This is a genomic window from Oleiphilus sp. HI0128, from assembly GCF_001635365.1.
This window is the reverse complement of sequence record NZ_LWGG01000589.1, coordinates 1-304: the sequence shown is the minus strand read 5'-3', so window position 1 is coordinate 304 and position 304 is coordinate 1. Positions and strand designations below refer to the sequence as shown.

Annotated in this window: 1 pseudogene; it reads right to left on the bottom strand. The window is 48.7% G+C overall.

Going from position 1 to position 304, the window contains the following annotated elements:
* A pseudogene (locus tag A3763_RS30060) lies at window positions 1-65 on the bottom strand (cob(I)yrinic acid a,c-diamide adenosyltransferase); the annotation flags it as partial.
* Window positions 66-304: the final 239 nt, after the last annotated feature.

Genomic DNA, 304 nt, shown 5'->3' with positions numbered 1-304 from the left:
GCCTTGGCAATCTTTTTATCGATAATGGCCTTTTTGTGCGCCATGCGCTCTTGATGCGACTTCATGCCAAGCTACCTTTTCCTGTTGAGTTACTTAAACAGAGAGCAACTTGCGGTGTTTGGTTTTGGTAACAATCAAGTACTGTCGCTCATGGCGAAAGTGAGAGCGCCCAAACAGATCGAGAACTGGTTGCAGGGGCTCCGAGCGGGCGGTGGAACACCAATCATAGAAGGCGTTAATGAAGCGGCTCGGTATTGCGAAGCGATGAGTCAGAAATTTCCAGGGCTAAACATACGGACGTATA